This window comes from Streptomyces sp. SID1328 (genome assembly GCF_009865595.1).
GTDB lineage: Bacteria > Actinomycetota > Actinomycetes > Streptomycetales > Streptomycetaceae > Streptomyces > Streptomyces griseoluteus.
Genome location: NZ_WWKH01000699.1, coordinates 1 through 14,316, shown reverse-complemented (window position 1 = coordinate 14,316; position 14,316 = coordinate 1). Strand labels below are relative to the sequence as shown.

At 69.2% G+C, this 14,316-nt stretch carries 18 protein-coding genes; 11 read left to right on the top strand and 7 right to left on the bottom strand.

The genetic code is table 11. From position 1 onward, the window contains the following. On the top strand, window positions 1–470 hold a 470-nt coding region (locus GT030_RS22125; RefSeq protein WP_346009714.1), incomplete at its 5' end, for an SRPBCC domain-containing protein. Window positions 471–620: 150 nt separating this feature from the next. After that, window positions 621–1,016, top strand: coding sequence for an SRPBCC domain-containing protein (locus GT030_RS22120; protein WP_161202579.1), 396 nt, complete (start codon window positions 621–623; stop codon window positions 1,014–1,016). Window positions 1,017–1,283: 267 nt separating this feature from the next. Here the strand turns inward: GT030_RS22120 and GT030_RS22115 are convergent, their stop codons facing one another. Then, window positions 1,284–1,799: a GNAT family N-acetyltransferase gene (locus GT030_RS22115; protein ID WP_346009713.1), complete on the bottom strand. Its 516-nt coding sequence runs from the start codon at window positions 1,797–1,799 to the stop codon at window positions 1,284–1,286. Window positions 1,800–2,045: 246 nt separating this feature from the next. On the opposite strand from GT030_RS22115, the gene GT030_RS22110 reads away from it, so the two are divergent. Further along, window positions 2,046–2,810, top strand: a complete 765-nt coding sequence (locus tag GT030_RS22110; protein WP_161202577.1) for a methyltransferase domain-containing protein — start codon at window positions 2,046–2,048, stop codon at window positions 2,808–2,810. A gap of 255 nt (window positions 2,811–3,065) precedes the next feature. On the opposite strand, the gene GT030_RS22105 is transcribed toward GT030_RS22110, so the two are convergent. Together GT030_RS22105 and GT030_RS22100 are read right to left on the bottom strand one after the other, a co-directional pair. Next, window positions 3,066–3,542: a DUF3237 domain-containing protein gene (locus GT030_RS22105; RefSeq protein ID WP_202460411.1), complete on the bottom strand. Its 477-nt coding sequence runs from the start codon at window positions 3,540–3,542 to the stop codon at window positions 3,066–3,068. A gap of 24 nt (window positions 3,543–3,566) precedes the next feature. Then, complete coding sequence (locus GT030_RS22100) at window positions 3,567–4,040, bottom strand: nuclear transport factor 2 family protein (protein ID WP_161202575.1); 474 nt, start codon at window positions 4,038–4,040, stop codon at window positions 3,567–3,569. A gap of 104 nt (window positions 4,041–4,144) precedes the next feature. On the opposite strand from GT030_RS22100, the gene GT030_RS22095 reads away from it, so the two are divergent. After that, window positions 4,145–4,798: a TetR/AcrR family transcriptional regulator gene (locus tag GT030_RS22095; protein ID WP_161202574.1), complete on the top strand. Its 654-nt coding sequence runs from the start codon at window positions 4,145–4,147 to the stop codon at window positions 4,796–4,798. Between the two features lie 115 nt (window positions 4,799–4,913). Here the strand turns inward: GT030_RS22095 and GT030_RS22090 are convergent, their stop codons facing one another. Continuing rightward, window positions 4,914–5,234: a hypothetical protein gene (locus tag GT030_RS22090; RefSeq protein WP_161202573.1), complete on the bottom strand. Its 321-nt coding sequence runs from the start codon at window positions 5,232–5,234 to the stop codon at window positions 4,914–4,916. Window positions 5,235–5,406: 172 nt separating this feature from the next. On the opposite strand from GT030_RS22090, the gene GT030_RS22085 reads away from it, so the two are divergent. The 4 genes from GT030_RS22085 to GT030_RS22070 all read left to right on the top strand — a co-directional run bounded on the left by GT030_RS22085 (window position 5,407) and on the right by GT030_RS22070 (window position 8,174). Then, entirely contained in the window at window positions 5,407–5,763 is a 357-nt protein-coding gene (locus tag GT030_RS22085; RefSeq protein ID WP_161202572.1) for a DUF317 domain-containing protein, read from the top strand. A 103-nt stretch (window positions 5,764–5,866) separates the two neighbouring features. After that, complete coding sequence (locus tag GT030_RS22080) at window positions 5,867–6,157, top strand: hypothetical protein (RefSeq protein ID WP_161202571.1); 291 nt, start codon at window positions 5,867–5,869, stop codon at window positions 6,155–6,157. Between the two features lie 261 nt (window positions 6,158–6,418). Beyond that, a complete protein-coding gene (locus tag GT030_RS22075) occupies window positions 6,419–7,270 on the top strand; it encodes a putative RNA methyltransferase (protein ID WP_346009712.1) in 852 nt (283 codons plus the stop codon). A 2-nt stretch (window positions 7,271–7,272) separates the two neighbouring features. Further along, window positions 7,273–8,174, top strand: a protein-coding gene (locus tag GT030_RS22070) for an IS5 family transposase (protein WP_237522736.1) whose coding sequence is annotated in 2 segments (ribosomal slippage) — window positions 7,273–7,686 and window positions 7,689–8,174 — 900 coding nt in all. Because the reading frame shifts where the segments join, the coding sequence is not laid out codon by codon here. Between the two features lie 548 nt (window positions 8,175–8,722). On the opposite strand, the gene GT030_RS22065 is transcribed toward GT030_RS22070, so the two are convergent. Beyond that, window positions 8,723–9,688: a pirin family protein gene (locus GT030_RS22065; RefSeq protein WP_161202570.1), complete on the bottom strand. Its 966-nt coding sequence runs from the start codon at window positions 9,686–9,688 to the stop codon at window positions 8,723–8,725. A 357-nt stretch (window positions 9,689–10,045) separates the two neighbouring features. Here GT030_RS22065 and GT030_RS22060 point away from each other — a divergent pair, with 357 nt between their 5' ends. The 3 genes from GT030_RS22060 to GT030_RS22050 are packed head-to-tail and all read left to right on the top strand — an operon-like array spanning window position 10,046 to window position 12,332. Continuing rightward, a complete protein-coding gene (locus tag GT030_RS22060; protein WP_086692948.1) occupies window positions 10,046–10,726 on the top strand; it encodes an ABC transporter permease in 681 nt (226 codons plus the stop codon). Next, on the top strand, window positions 10,723–11,394 hold the full coding sequence (locus GT030_RS22055) for an ABC transporter permease (protein ID WP_161202569.1): 672 nt from the start codon (window positions 10,723–10,725) through the stop codon (window positions 11,392–11,394). Before GT030_RS22060 ends, GT030_RS22055 begins: the two co-directional genes overlap by 4 nt. Beyond that, complete coding sequence (locus tag GT030_RS22050) at window positions 11,391–12,332, top strand: ABC transporter substrate-binding protein (protein ID WP_346009711.1); 942 nt, start codon at window positions 11,391–11,393, stop codon at window positions 12,330–12,332. Before GT030_RS22055 ends, GT030_RS22050 begins: the two co-directional genes overlap by 4 nt. Window position 12,333: 1 nt before the next feature. On the opposite strand, the gene GT030_RS22045 is transcribed toward GT030_RS22050, so the two are convergent. Both GT030_RS22045 and GT030_RS22040 read right to left on the bottom strand, forming a co-directional pair. Further along, the gene (locus GT030_RS22045) at window positions 12,334–13,488 is read right to left on the bottom strand and encodes a betaine/proline/choline family ABC transporter ATP-binding protein (RefSeq protein WP_161202568.1); all 1,155 of its coding nucleotides are present in this window, start codon (window positions 13,486–13,488) and stop codon (window positions 12,334–12,336) included. Next, entirely contained in the window at window positions 13,485–14,186 is a 702-nt protein-coding gene (locus tag GT030_RS22040; RefSeq protein ID WP_161202567.1) for an LUD domain-containing protein, read from the bottom strand. The genes GT030_RS22045 and GT030_RS22040 overlap by 4 nt, the downstream gene beginning before the upstream one ends. Window positions 14,187–14,316: the final 130 nt, after the last annotated feature.

The window sequence follows — 14,316 nt, the reverse complement described above, 5'->3', positions numbered from 1 at the left end:
GGGTGCGGCACGAGACCTTCACGGTCGGATCCCAGTTGGCGGTGTCGCCGAGCGCGGTGTTCGAAGCGTTCGCCGACACCGCAGTGCGACGTCGATGGTGCAGGCTGCCGGGCCGCGAGCTGTCGTATCACCACGACTTCACCGTGGGCGGCGGGGAGACAGCGTCCAGTGTTTTCACGGTCGCCGACGCAGGGCCGCCGGAACAGCTCGCGTACGCATCCCAGTACATCGACATCACGGTGGGGTCGAGGATTGTGTACACATATGTGTCGCGCGTCGACGATGTACCGCACTGGGCCTCGCTGGTGACCGTCGAACTAATCCCGGGGGCAGACGGCACCTCCTTGCGGTGGACCGAACAAGCGACCTTCCTCACCGCTTCCGCGGAGCCCGACCACGACTTCCCCCACTTGCGTGGTGCCACCCGTCTACGATTGAACGGACTCGCAGCGGCCTTGCGGGCTGCGTAGCGTCTTATTTCCGTCCGGACCAGTCGTCGAGTGGATGGCCACCTACACCGGCACCTACGGCCCTGGCCGCCGATGCTGCTCCGTTCAGGGCTGCGAAAACCGCTACGAGGCCGGATGGCCCGCCCGCCGCATTAAGGGAGGACAACCGTCATGCCCACAGGACTCACCGAGGACGCCGGCTGGCAGATCGGCGTATCGCGCACCCTGCCTCATCCGGCCGCCGTCGTCTGGGACTTCATCAAGAGTCCCGAAGGCATCGCCCTCTGGCTCGGCCCCGGGGCGATCCTCACCCCGGAACGCGGCACCTCCTACCGCACGACCGACGGAGTGGCGGGCGAGGTGCGCGGCTACCGTCCGCCAGATCGCATCCGCGTCACCCACGGCAGCACCACGGTCCAGGTCACCGTCACCCCGGCAGCCGGCCGGGCCCGAGCGATACTCCGCTTCCACCAGGAGCACCTGGAAAGCGCAGAGGGGCGTGAACAGCGACGGGCGCATTGGCGGCATGTCATCGACCAGGTCGCTCTCGCCCTCGGCGGGCAGTAATGGACATTCTGCGCGCCGATCTCGCTGTCGTGGCAGCACGTTCGCCGGATTCCGTATGGTGGCCCGGGCTCTGGCCGTGAAACAGAGTCGGCTCGGCCATGAGAGACGTTCGAAGCCGTGGCCGACAGGTGCTGGTGTTAGGGCCGGGTATGGCGCAGGGGTAGGTATGGCAGGGAGTGGTCCTGCTTGTCAATCAGGCTGGATCGCCCGTGGCCTTGCCGACGCGTTACGGCCCTGAAGGCATCGCCTCCAGGGCCGTAACGATCGCTACGCCTGGCGCGGACTCGTCATTCCGAACCGGGCCGTGTTCTGCGTGTTCTCTTCACTGGGCCAGCGGTGGAAGCCCGCCTTCTCCAGCACGCGGACCGAGGCAGGGTTGGACAGTTCCACGTTGGCGGACACGGTGTGCACTTCCGGTGCGGTGAGGGCGAACTCCGCCAGGGCCCGGGTGGCCTCGGTGGCATAGCCTCGGCCGCGGCGGGAGGCGACCACGCCATATCCGATTTCAAGGACGCCGTCGTTGGGCGGCCAGAACAGGCCGATGGAGCCGACCACCAAGCCGCTCTCGCACTCGATGATCAGACGGTGGCCGTGTATACCGAGCCAGGCAGGATGCTGCTCGAAGAGGCTGGCGATCACGCGATCACCGTCGGCGGGGAAGTCCTTCGCCCAGTGCGCGGCCTGGGTGGCGTCGAGGACTGCGGTGACGTCGAGCGCGGTCCAGGGCCGCAGGATGAGGCGTGTGGTGATCAGGTCGGCGTGGGTGGGTGAAGAGGAAGACACGTGTCTCTCCTGGTCGTTGGAACGACCGGGCCGCACTCTTCTATGGCGCGGGCCGGATAAGGGCATGCTGATGAAGGCAGACGGCAGCCATATTCATCAACCTCCCTCATCCCGTGATGACGCGTCCCTCGCGCTGTGGTGACGGTAGCCGAGGGCCCCAGTAGGGGCAACGCACTTTCGCATCGCGGTCCGTGTCGGCGAACGAAATCGGTTGCGTCCGCGTGGACCATCGGCTTGGGTCCATGCGTGACCGCCTTGAACGATCTCGTACGCCCGGACCGCTACCCGCTCTCCTCCCGCTACGACCCCGCCTGGTTGCTCGACCTCGACATGGGGCCAAATCCCCTGTGGCTGCTGGAGGACCTCGCCCAGAACCTTGAACTGCGTCCCGGCATGCGGATTCTCGACCTCGGCTCCGGCAGAGGCGCCACCTCGGTGTTCCTGGCCCGTGAATACGGTGCCCAGGTCATCGCGGCCGACTGGTGGATCGCCTCCAAGGACGCGGCGACCGTCTTCACCAAGGCAGGTGTCGGCGACCAGGTAACAGCGGTACGAGCGGAAGCCCACGCCCTGCCGTTCGAGGAAGAGAGCTTCGACGCCATCGTCAGCATCGACGCGTTCGAGTACTTCGGTACCGCGGACAACTACCTGCCCTACCTGGTGCGGTTTCTCCGCCCCGGCGGGCAACTGGGCATGGCAACTCCCGCCATGACACGGGAAGTCCGTGAGCTCGGCGCTATCCCGCCGCACATCAAGAAGGTGGTCGGCTGGGAAGCGATCGCTTGGCACACGGCGGACTGGTGGCGCTTCCAGTGGGAGATCACCGAGCTGGTGAAGGTCACTTCGGCGTCACTCCAGCAAGACGCCTGGCGGGACTGGCTGCTGTGGACTCAGGCGGGAATCGAACACCAACCGGACAGTCAGAGCGCCAACCAGGCCGTCATCGACATGCTCACCACCGACGCCGGCCAATTCCTGTCATTCGCGTTGGTGACCGCGCGTAGAAATTAGCCAGCAGCGCGCTGTTGGTGTTGTTGTGATGGGTGGCGCTGCTCGGCCGAGCACGCTCCGGGGGCGCCCCCGCCGACCCGACGGCCACTCCTGGTCCTGGCAGGTGCCCTGCTGAGCAACGGAGACTCGGCGCCCCCGAGGCCGGAAAGCACGTCGGGGCGGGGGTAACGGTGCTGCGCCGGCGTAGGTGCGAAGCAGGCTGGGCTCACCGTGGATGGCGAGAGGATGTCACCCTTTCGCCTTCACAGCGGTCGTTCACGCGACTTGTGCGACTTTGTACGCAATGCCACCTTCGATCAGATACCCCGAACCCACACAGACGATGTCGTTCAGCCACGCGTATCGCTTCGCCCCCGTCTCGAAAAGAGGATTCGTGCGGAAGTAGTAGCGGGCGGGGTCGACCTGGTGCCTCGTGGCCGGATCGGCCAGGTCGGCTCGCAGCGCGGGTGGGGTGGCCCAGCGACCGCCGTAGGTCATGTGGAGCAGATCGCCGTCGTGGGTCCGCAAGGTCAGCCGTACGTCCAGCGTCATCACTCCGTCGGGACGGAACAACGCCCAGTCGCCACCCCCGGGCAACACCTCTCCGCGCAGCCTCGGTCCTTCGAACGTTCCCCCGGCAGAGCCGAAGAGAACCCGTCGGCCCACCGGGCCCGTACCGACGTCCAACCGCGGGCTCAGGTCGACGGCCATGTCGAAGAGATGCGCGGTTGAGATTTCGCCGATGTCCTTCATTCGGGGATCCACTGCCACGTGCCCTCACCTGTGTGTCGTTCGGATTCGAGCCACGGACGGCGCGAGCGCTGCCGCTCCGAACAGCTTTCGCCTGACCACGTCCGTCGAGACGCCCGACTGGGCGCATAACTCCGCGAGGTCGAGGAAGAACCGCTCGCGAGCGATCAGGCCATCCCTGAAGGCGAACTGAATGAACACCGGCAACTGGGCGCGCCTGCCGTTGGGGGTCGCGCCGAACCTGTCGCCCGTCATCGTCATCCGCACCGTCCCCCAGCAGACCAACGCGTCGCCGTCCGTAGCGTGGCCGTCGAGGGTGACCTCGTAGTCGGGAAATGAGGCGAAGAATCCGGTCAGTGCTCTTTCGTTCGCGGCCGGGCCATGGGCCCTCGTGCCGAAGGCTGGAGCCTCCAGGACCATGTCACGGTGGAGTAGCTCCATGGCCGCAGGCACGTCCTGCTGGGTCTTGGCGGTTGCCAACGCCTGTGCCAGCGCAACCATTTGGCATCTGTCCAAGGTGCACTCACCTCCTGGTGTCCGTCTCGGAAAACAAAACGTACGATCGGACGTACGTATAAGCAAGAGGGGTCTGGCAGGATGGGGACATGAGCGAAGTGGAGCTGCAGCCTGTAGTCCGTTCCGTCGGTGGTGCTCGCGTAGTGACGTCGGACCGGCGTGTGCTGCGCGGCGCCCGGTCCCGGCGGACGATCGTCCGCCACGCCGTGGACGTGGCCTCGATGGAAGGACTGGATGGTCTCAGCATTGGCCGGTTGGCCACTGACCTCGGAGTCAGCAAGAGCGGCGTGCAGACCCTCTTCGGATCAAAGGAGAACTTGCAGATCGCGACCGTCGAGTGCGCACGCGAGGTGTTCGAGGACGCAGTCGTCCGCGCCGCACGGACCGTTCCCCGCGGCGCAGCACGGGTACGCGCGCTGATCGAACAATGGATTGAGTACGCGTCGTTGCCACTGTTCTCGGGGGGTTGCTTCTGGGCCGCCAACCTCGCCGGCTTCGACAGCCGCCCCGGGCCCGTGCGTGACGCGCTGTTCCGTTGCCAGCACGGCTGGCGTACCCTCATAGCCGCCGAGCTGCGCCATGCCGCCGACACAGGAGAAATCGCTCAACTCGACGCCGACCTGGCCGCCTTCCAGCTCGACGCCGTACTCGTCGCCGCCAACACCGCATTGCGGATCGGCGACCAAGAGGTGGTGGACAAGGTGCGGCGGGTGACCGAAGGGTTCCTCGCTCCTTCAGCCTGATCCACTGTCCGCGCTGCTTCCAACCCAAGCCAGCGCCAGGCTGCGCGGCCTGTGATCAAAGCCGCCAGCCGACGCCGCGGTCTGACGTCCACCACCACAGTGCCGCGCTCCGCGCTCAGGGAGCAGCCCAGGATGCGCTTGGGGACCCACCGTCGACCACGGCCTTCAGCAGGAACGGCTGCGCCACGATGTCGTGTATGCAGGAGGCGAAGTCGGCGCAGAGCAGGCGTGCCAGTCCGAGCCGGGATTCGTAGAGCGCATGGCTCTGTGTCGTCGCTGACCAGCATGTTCCCGCATAGTGCTGTTGGCACCTGTGCCAGCGAACGTCCGCCACGGTGCGGCCGAGCGCATCAGATCTAGCGAGGCCGACGATCCGGACCTTGTCGACGGCACCATCCATACGTCGAATATTGAGAGTGATCGCGGCACTGCCCATGGCGGTCCCCAGCGCGGGCCGGATGCCGGCCGACCCTCCTGGCAAGAGGTGGTGCTTGGGCGGTTCGCCCGGGGCAGACAGGAAAGATCGTGGAAAGACTGGCCAACGGGTGCGAGGGCATGTCAACGTAGACGATCTTGCAAGAAACCCCAGGTCAGAGAGGTGATTGCCCGTGACCGTAGCCCCTGTGGACCCTGGTTTCCCCACCACCGTCGAAGCCCTGCGGTTGCGGGAGTGGAAGCTTGGCCCGGGTCAGCCGACCCTCGTCATGGACCAGTTCTCCGCCGAGGACTTCCGTCTGATCGTCGATGCCCGCGCGGACGTGCATGTCAGCGGCAAGGACGGCAGGTTCTACCTTGGCTGGTTCCCGCTCGGGCGCCCCGGCACGGACGGTGAGGGATGGAAGATCGGCGTCACCGGCACCGCCGGGGTCCGCGGCTATCACCTGTCGTTCGACACCGAGACGCCGGCCGACATCGTCGCCGCCGCCGCCGTCGCGCGCGTGCTGGAGACCTCACGCCGCCTGTGACAGCGCGGACACCGACAGGTGATGCCCGCCCTGTGAGCCAGCTGGCCGTCCGAACGGCCGCCCGCTCCACCGCACCCGTTTCCCCGCACCCAGGAGGCTGTTCGTGACGTCCCCGGAGATGACCGTCGGCGATCTCATCGATCTGCTGTCCGGCTGCGACCGGAATGCTCCGGTCCGCCAGGCCATGAACCCGTTCTTCCCGATGGCCCACCGCTTGGAGCGGGTCCTGCAGTCGGTGGACGAGACCGGTCGGACCGTCGTCTACCTCGCTGAAGGGCGGGGCGAGGATGCACAGCTCGGCCACCTGCCACCGGAGGTCGCCATCGAGCTGACGTGGCAGGGGCCTGTCCAGGCGCCCCCGCGCCGTCCCCGCCGCCGTCCCGGCGGCAACTAGATCGTGTCTCCCAACTTCGGTGGGGCATGAAGGGCTTCGCCGATCCTCGTAGACTCATGACGTGGCATTCATGAGCACCCCGCACTGCTGCTTCCTGTGATCGGAAGGCGCTGAGGGCGATGCCGGACCGCGTCGCCCTCCTTGGCGTGCCTGCTACGTGAACTACGTTCCCAACGCTGCCCCGCTCCTTCCTGAGGCAGTGACACTTTGAGCGCGCGTGCAGGCACGGACTCTTCCCTTCACCTTTGCCAGGAGTGCCTCGTGCCCGTGTCGCTTCCCCCTGCCCTCGAGCTGTCCCTCGACCTGCTGCGTTGCCCAACCTGCCGCACGCGCCCCCTGCACCCAGACCGCGGCGCACTGCGCTGCCCGGTGGGCCACACCTTCGACATCGCCCGTCACGGCTACGCCGGCCTGCTGACGGGCACCCGCGCCACCAGCGGCGACGACGCGGCCATGGTCCAGGCCCGGGACCGATTCCTGTCCGCTGGCACCTACGCGCCCATCCGCGAAGTCGGAGCCCGCTTGGCGGCCGACGCCGTGTGTGAGCAGGCCACGGTTATGGATGTAGGGTGCGGGACGGGCTATTACCTGGCAGGCGTACTCGACCAGCTGCCTCTCGCCCGCGGTCTGGGCCTGGACGCATCAGTACCCGCACTGCGCTCGGCAGCCCGGGCCCACGAGCGAGGCGCCGCGGTGGCCTGGGATGTCTTCCGCCCCCTCCCACTGGTCGACGGGGCGGCCGATGCCCTACTGAACGTGTTCGCCCCGCGCAACCCGGCCGAGTTCCACCGGGTGCTGCGTCCGACCGGCCGGTTGATCGTGGTCCGTCCCACGGGGCGGCACCTGGCTGAGCTGCGCGGCTGGTTGCCTGGGATGGTCACGATCGACCCGGCCAAGGAACAGCGCCTGCACCGGGCGCTGGACCCCTTCTTCGAGGCCGCTGTCACCGAACAGGTGGAGTACCCCGTGACCCTGTCCAGGCTGGATGCCCTGGACCTGGTAGGGATGACGCCGAGCGCACGTCACGTGAGCCGCGCAGACCTGAATGATGGCCGCTTCCTGCCGGATCAGGTCACCGTCTCCGTGCTGGCAACCGCCTACCAGCCGCGGTGACCATGAGCGGGCGCATGCGCCTGCTGACCGACGAGCAATGGGCACGCCTGGCGCCCTGTCTTCCCCGCAAGGCGGGGAAGACAGGGCGTCCCTTCGCCGACCACCGTCGCATCATCGAAGGGATCATCTACCGGTACCGAACTGGAATCCCCTGGAGGGATCTACCCCGCGAAGAGCTCGGTCCCTGGCAGACGGTATGGAAGCGTCATCGCAGGTGGGCGGCTGACGGCACTTGGGACACGGTTCTGGCACAGCTGACCGCCCAGACGGACTCGATCGACCGAATCGACTGGACGGTCTCAGTTGACTCGGCAATCAACCGGGCCCACCAGCACGCCACGAACACGACCCGCCCTGAGATAGACACCGGTGCCGCAGCAAGAGCCAAGCTCCTGCGACCGAGGGTGAGCCAGAGGGCCACGCAATAGGTCGATCCCGCGGGGGCCTGACCACCAAAATCCATCACGCCGTAGACGACGACGGCCGCCCGCTGGCCGTCGTAGTCACTCCGGGCCAGGTCCACGACGCGCAGGTCCGCCCCCTCTTGCTGGGTGACGTCCGAGTCCCGCGACTCGGCCGCGGCAGGCCGCGCACCACGCCCGACGCTCTGCTCGCAGATAAGGCATATTCCTCCAAGCAAGTCCGCGCAGACCTCGCGGCGCGTGGCATCCGCACGGTGATCGCCGAACGCACTGATCAGCAGGCCAACCGCAAGAGAAAGGGCAGCGGCGGCGGACGACCCCGCACTCTGGACACCGAGACCTACAAGCGCAGGAACGTCGTGGAACGATCTTTTAGCTTGCTCAAGCAGTGGCGGGGCCTGGCCACCCGCTACGACAAACTCGCGATCGTCTATCGCTCAGCAGCGGTGCTGGCGGCGGTCATCGCCTGGTTGCGAAGTTGAGAGACACGCCCTAGTGGAGCGGGGCCTTGGTTACCTGTGACGCGCGCGGAGAGTGCCCGAGGAGGAGTCGCCCTTGCTTGCTACGTTTGACGTAGTTGGCCAACCGGCTAGGGCTGCTACCGACCTCGGTCAAGCGCGGTCGCTCGTGGTCGGCTTCGGTCCCGGGTGTACGCCCCTCGCTGTTGGTGTTTGTCGAGACTTCACAACTGTGACGCTGCTGTCTCACTGCCGGGACGCAAGTGAGGCGATCGGGTGCCTCATGGGCGTGATGGCTCTCTGTGACGTGCGGCGTGGACGGCGCCGCCGGCAGGCGGGATAGGTGGGGTTAAAGCGTGAGCGATGTCCAGTCTCAACCTGACAAGCCGTCAGTAAAGTCAGCATTGGGTCAGCATCAGTCCGGCCAAAGCTGGCCACGGTTGGCGAAGCGTGCACTTCACGACTGGGTGAATCGGGCTAGCTGAGGTCGTTTGCTTCAGCGACTTGGCGAACCGTGGCTGGGCTTCCGGGCAGGCGCACTCGGTGATGAGGACCGACGAGGAAGTTCCAGTTCAGCGCACTCTCCCTCGTGGCTTCAGTGGTACGGGGGGGAGTTGAGGGGCGGTCAGTGGATTGCCGTCGTACCCCTTCACCTCCCCAAATTGCGAACCCGTCATCCACTCCTCCCGAGCCCGGCTGATGTCCTCCTGCGTCCGCCCCACGAAGTTCCACCACATGATCAGCTCCTCCGCGAACGGCTCCCCGCCCAGCAGCATGATCGAGGCGTCGGAGTCCGCGTGGAGGGGGAGGGACGTGCGGCCGCAGCCGAGGTAGAGCATGGAGCCCGGCGTGACGGGGACGCCGTCCACGTGGACGGAGCCGGACATCGAGAGGACGCCGTACTCGAAGTCGGGGTCGAGGGGGAGGTGGGTGCGGGTGCCCTCGGTGAGGGTCAGGTCGGCGCCGACCAGAGGGGTGTACGTCGTGCCGGGGGACGTCGTGCCGTCCAGGGTGCCCAGGATCACCGTGGCCGTCAGGCCGGGGGCCGTCACCGTCGGCAGGTTCGCGTGGTACTCGAAGTGCGGGTCGGTGTGGCGGTGTTCGTCCGGGAGGGCCACCCACAACTGGGCTCCGTGCAGGTAGCGCGCGTGGGGCTTCGGGCTCTCCTCGGAGTGGCTGATCGCCCGGCCCGCCGTCATCAGGCCCAGTTCGCGCGGGCGGATCGTCTGGAGACTGCCCGTGGAGTCCCGGTGCAGCACCTCGCCCTCGTGCAGCCAGCTCACCGTCTGCAGGCCGATGTGCGGGTGCGGGGGCACCTGCATGCCGGGCTCGTCCGCGATGTCGTCCGGGCCGTAGTGGTCCACGAACGCCCACGCGCCGATCATCCGCCGCCCCAGGTTCGGCAGCAGTCGGCGGACCTCGGTGGACTCCCCGAGCTTCACCGTACGAGGGCTCAGCAGCTCACGGACCGGCTCGGCGACGACAAAGCCACGGCCACCGCATGGGCTCGGCTCCGGCGCGAGGTCAAGGTTGCTCATACGGCCAACCTAGCGCTCCGCTCACCCGGCGGCGGGACCGAGTCCCTCACTCCGCCCATTCCCGGCCCCTCTCAGCCGTGGCTCCCGGCGCCGGCCGGGCCGAGCCCGCATCGGGTCAAGGTCGCCGGCCCTTGCCGGCGCGTCGGGGGCGGAATACCGACGGGACGACTCCTCCACCCGGCCGGTTCGTCACCTGCGGGCGCCCCGAGCCGAGTCCCGAGCCCGCCCGAGTTCCTCGGCCGCGTCCGCCACACTCCTCGCTTCGGATGCCAGAAGTGATACCAAAAGGGGCGTTCAGGCCCCCGTACGGGCGACCACAACGCGCCGACCCGCTGCCCCGGCCGGTGCAATGGACGGGTGACCGCCGCCCCGGACGACTGCCTCGCGCGCAACGAGTGGATCTGCGGCGACTATCTGAGCAGCCGCCGGCAGATCCTCCTCGACGCGGTCGGGCAGCACCTGGAGCTGACCGCGCTGTCCGTGCTGATCGGGCTCGCGATCGCGCTGCCGCTCGCCGTGCTCGCCCGCCGCTGGGGATGGGCCGCGGGGCCGGTGCTCGCCGTCACCACCGTGCTCTACACCATCCCGTCCCTGGCGATGTTCTCCCTGCTCCTCCCGGTGTACGGGCTGTCCGCCACCCTCGTCGTCGCCGGGCTGGTGCTGTACTCGCTCACGCTGCTCGTGCGGAACATCCTCGCCGGACTGCGCGCCGTACCCGAGGAGACCCGGCAGGCCGCGCGCGGGCTCGGCTTCGGGCCCGTACGGCTGCTGCTCACCGTGGAGCTGCCGCTCGCGCTGCCCGCCGCGATGGCCGGGCTGCGCATCGCCACCGTCTCGGCGGTCTCCCTGGTCACCATCGGCGCGATCGTCGGCTTCGGCGGCCTCGGCAATCTGATCTACGCGGGCATGAACACCTACTTCAAGGCGCAGGTCCTCACCGCGTCCGTGCTGTGCGTGCTCATCGCCGTCGCCGCCGACCTGCTCCTGCTGGGCGTGCAGTGGCTGCTCACCCCGTGGGCGAGGAAGGGCCGTACATGAACGTGCTCGGCTCCACCTGGGACTGGCTCGCCGACCCCGCCCACTGGTCCGGCGACGACGGCGTCTGGCACCGGCTGCTGCAACACCTGCTGCTCACCGTGGTCTGCCTGATCGTCAGTTGCCTGATCGCGCTGCCCGTCGCGCTGGTCCTCGGACATCTCGGCAAGGGCGGCGCGCTGGCCGTCAACATCTCCAACGTCGGCCGGGCGGTGCCCACCTTCGCCGTGCTGGTGCTGCTCCTGCTGACCCCGGTCGGGAAGTGGGGGGAGGGGCCCACCGTCGTCGCCCTGGTGCTGTTCGCGGTGCCGCCACTGCTCACCAACGCCTACGTCGGCATGCGCGAGGTCGACCGGGGCGTGGTGCAGGCCGCGCGCGGCATGGGGATGACCGGGCGGCAGACGCTGGTCCGGGTCGAGGTGCCGCTCGCGCTGCCGATGATCCTCAACGGGGTGCGGATCGCCGCCGTCCAGCTCGTCGCCACCGCCACCATCGCCGCGCTCGCGGGCGGCGGCGGCCTCGGCCGGATCATCACCGCCGGGTTCAACCTGGCCAGCACCCCGCAGGTCGTCGCGGGCGCCATCCTCGTCGCCGTGTTCGCCCTGCTCGTCGAGGGCGTCTTCGAGGTCGTGGAGCGGCTCGGCCCCGTCTGGGCGAGGGGCGGCCGGTGAGAGCCCGCGCGGTGCTCGCCGCCGCCATCCTCCTCGCCCTGGCCGGCTGCTCCTCCGGGCCCTCGCTGGAGAACCGGGACGCCGTCACCGCGCCGCCCGGCGACAGCCACCACCTGGTCATCGGCTCGGCCGGCTTCACCGAGAGCGACCTGCTCGCCCAGCTCTACGCCCAGCTCCTCGGCCAGGCCGGGTACCAGACCTCGGTGATCACCGTCGCCAACCGGGAGCTGTACGAACCCGCCCTGGAGTCCGGGCAGATCGACGTCGCCCCCGAGTACGCCGCCACCTTGGCCGACTGGCTCAACGCCAAGGCGCACGGCGCCGACGCACCCCCGGCCGGCTCACCCGACCTCGCCGAGACCATGAAGAACCTGCGCGCCCTGGCCACCCCGCGCGGACTCACCGTCCTCCCGCCGGGCCGGGCCGTCGACCAGAACGCCTTCGCGGTCAGTGCCTCCTACGCCCGTCGCCACCACCTCAGGACCCTCAGCGACCTCGGCGCCTCCGGACTCAAGGTGCGCCTCGCGGCGGGCGACGAGTGCGTGAAGCGGCCGTACTGCGCGCCCGGCCTGAGGAAGGTGTACGGGATCGACATCACCGCCGTCGACCCCAAGGGCGTCGGCACCACCCCGGCCAAGCAGGCCGTGCAGTCCGGGCGCGACCAGATGGTGCTGACCACCACCACGGACGCCACCCTCGGCTCCTTCGGCCTGGTCCTGCTCGCCGACGACAAGCACCTGCAGAACGCCGACTACATCGTCCCCGTCGTCAACCGCGCCCGGGCCGGCAGCCAGCGGGTCGCCAAGGCGCTCGGCAAGCTCAACGACGTCCTCACCACGAAGGACCTCGCCGACATGAACCAGCAGGTCGACAGTTGGCGGCGACTGCCCGCCGAGGTGGCCCGCGCGTATCTGGCAGACAAGGGCCTCATCAAGTGACCTACGCGTCCGACACGGAGTCGAACGGCACCTGACCCCGCGCCACCCCCAGCACGTCCGCGTCCACCGACCGCCGCAGCGCCTCGTGCAGCTTGGCCGGGGTCAGGACGCCCAGGAGGCGGGAGCCGTCCAGTACCGCGACCCACCCGGCGTCGTACTGGAGCATCACGCCGAACGCCTGCTTCAGCGGGGCGCCCACCGGGACCCAGGCCGTCATCCGGTGGGCCAGCTCGCCCACCGTGCCGCCCGCCGACAGTTCCTCCAGGCCGACCCAGCCGTGCAGGTCGCCGTCCGCGTCCAGGACGACCGCCCAGCGCGCGCCCTCCTCGCGCAGCCGCCGGGCCGCCGACCCGGCGGCCTCGTCCGGGCGGGCCACCGGGGGCTGTTCCAGGTCGTCCGGCTCGATCGCGGTCACCGACAGCCGCTTCAGGCCCCGGTCGGCGCCGACGAACCCGGCCACGTAAGGGGTCGCGGGGGCGCCCAGTACCGCGCCGGGGGTGTCGAACTGCTCGATGCGGCCCTGGCCGTACACCGCGATCCGGTCGCCGAGGCGGACCGCCTCCTCGATGTCGTGCGTGACCAGCAGCACCGTCTTGCGCACCGCCTGCTGCATGCGCAGAAACTCGTCCTGCAACTGCTCGCGCACCACCGGGTCGACCGCGCCGAACGGCTCGTCCATCAGCAGCACCGGCGGGTCCGCGGCGAGCGCCCGTGCCACCCCCACGCGCTGGCGCTGGCCGCCGGAGAGCTGCTCGGGGTAGCGGGCGCCGAACGTCGCGGGGTCCAGGCCGACGAGATCCAGCAGCTCGGCGGCGCGCGCCCGCGCCTTGGCCCGCTTCCAGCCGAGCAGGGACGGCACGGTGGCGGTGTTGTCCAGCACCGTGCGGTGCGGGAAGAGGCCGACCTGCTGGATGACGTACCCGATCCGGCGGCGGAGCCGGACCGGGTCGACCCGCGCGATGTCCTCGCCGTCCACGACGATCCGGCCCGCGGTGGGCTCGATCAGCCGGTTCACCATCATCATGGTGGTCGTCTTGCCGCAGCCCGAGGGGCCGACCAGCGTGACGAGTTCGCCCTCGGACACCTCGAAGGAGAGGTCGTCCACGGCCGTCGTACCGTCCGGGTAGCGCTTGCTGACCTGCTCGAACCGGATCATTCCCCCACGCTAGCCGGGGTCCCCTCCGGCCGCCCGGTCCCGCCGACCGAAGGGATGACCCCGGCGAGCACGACCTCCAGCGCGCGCGGCCCGTGCACCCCCTCCACCCGGTTCAGCTCGATGTCACTGGTGGCCGAGGGGCCCGAGATCCAGGTCAACGGGCGGGTGGGGGAGAGGCGTTCGAGGGCCTGCGGGACGGACGCCACGACCTGCTCGGGGACGCGGACCACGCAGATGTGGTGGTCGGGCACGAGGGTGATCCGACGGCGCCCCTGACCGGGTCCGCCGTCCAGCACGAGGGTGCCGGTCTCGGCGACGGCCACCGCGCAGCCGGTCACCACACTGTCCACGGCGTCCAGCTCGTAGGGGGTGCTTTCCGCGCGGTCGGGGACGGGCACGAGGTCGGCGTCCGGGAGCCAGGCCGACGGGAGCCCGTCCGGCACGAGTACGTGCCGAGCCCCCCGCCCCGCCAGCAGCCGGGCGATCAGGGCGGGCAGGTCCGCCTCCGCGCACCGGTGCACCACGGCCCGGTAGTCGGCCAGGTTCTCCGCCAGCAGCTCCACCGTCTCCTCGGCGGTGCGTTCGCCGTGCTCGCGGGCGTAGGAACGCGGGATCGCGCGGTCGTACGGCGTGTCGTCCTCGGGTACGTCGGCCAGCGCGCGCCGGACCCGGCCCAGGACGCGTTCCCGGTCGCTCACTTCGTCTCCTCCTTGCCGCCTCGGGTGCGTTCCCACCAGTCCCGGAACGGCTCGGCGGGCACCTCCGGCAGATCGCGCGTCCGGGTCCACGCGGCGCCGGGCCCCGGCAGGGTGCGCGGGCGGAGGCGGC

Bases quoted from the DNA above. Each gene is read 5' to 3' on its own strand.
- GT030_RS22120 (WP_161202579.1), top strand. From the start codon at position 621: ATGCCCACAGGACTCACCGAGGACGCCGGCTGGCAGATCGGCGTATCG.
- GT030_RS22105 (WP_202460411.1), bottom strand. From the start codon at position 3,542: ATGAAGGACATCGGCGAAATCTCAACCGCGCATCTCTTCGACATGGCC.
- GT030_RS22100 (WP_161202575.1), bottom strand. From the start codon at position 4,040: ATGGTTGCGCTGGCACAGGCGTTGGCAACCGCCAAGACCCAGCAGGAC.
- GT030_RS22095 (WP_161202574.1), top strand. From the start codon at position 4,145: ATGAGCGAAGTGGAGCTGCAGCCTGTAGTCCGTTCCGTCGGTGGTGCT.
- GT030_RS22090 (WP_161202573.1), bottom strand. From the start codon at position 5,234: ATGGGCAGTGCCGCGATCACTCTCAATATTCGACGTATGGATGGTGCC.
- GT030_RS22065 (WP_161202570.1), bottom strand. From the start codon at position 9,688: ATGAGCAACCTTGACCTCGCGCCGGAGCCGAGCCCATGCGGTGGCCGT.
- GT030_RS22055 (WP_161202569.1), top strand. From the start codon at position 10,723: ATGAACGTGCTCGGCTCCACCTGGGACTGGCTCGCCGACCCCGCCCAC.
- GT030_RS22045 (WP_161202568.1), bottom strand. From the start codon at position 13,488: ATGATCCGGTTCGAGCAGGTCAGCAAGCGCTACCCGGACGGTACGACG.